At 62.7% G+C, this 507-nt stretch carries 1 pseudogene; it reads right to left on the bottom strand.

Annotated elements, in window-relative coordinates:
* A pseudogene (locus EXE44_RS18010) lies at positions 1 to 469 on the bottom strand (DNA cytosine methyltransferase); the annotation flags it as partial.
* Positions 470 to 507 lie beyond the last annotated feature (38 nt).

Genomic DNA, 507 nt, shown 5'->3' with positions numbered 1-507 from the left:
CCTCGTGGAGGTCGGTGAGCTCGATATCGGCGTCGAAGTGCGACGTCGAGGTGAGGTCCGGGAACGGGTACGTACACAGAATCTTCGAGCCGACCCCGTCCGCGGTCGCCATCGTCGAGTGCGTCGCTGGCGTCCGAATTTCGTAGCGCCACTGCCGGAGCTGCTCGATCGCTTCCACAGCCTCGTTCGGCTCCAGCCCGCTCCGCCTCGCGAAGTCGCCGAGCGTCATCTCGGTGTTACAGTTGTCCTCCCGGCTGAAGAACGAGAGCGCGGCCGTCACGGGAGTCTCTTCGAGTCCCTCGACCGTCAGCTCTGAGGTGTAGTCGCTTCGCGTCGTGGAGTAGTGGCCGACCACGTCCTCGAGCTTCTCGTACTCCGTCCGATCGAGAACGTCCTGCTTGAGCAGATACCACAGGTAGAAGACGCTGTCAACGTCGCAGTTGGTCGCCGTCAACGTGATCTCGGACACGCCGATCGACGAAAGGAGCGTTCCGTTGCTCCGTTCGA

Origin of the sequence: Halorubrum sp. SS7 (assembly GCF_005435055.1) — an archaeon.
Taxonomy (GTDB): Archaea; Halobacteriota; Halobacteria; order Halobacteriales; family Haloferacaceae; genus Halorubrum; species Halorubrum salinarum.
This window is presented reverse-complemented; position numbering and strand designations above follow the sequence as displayed.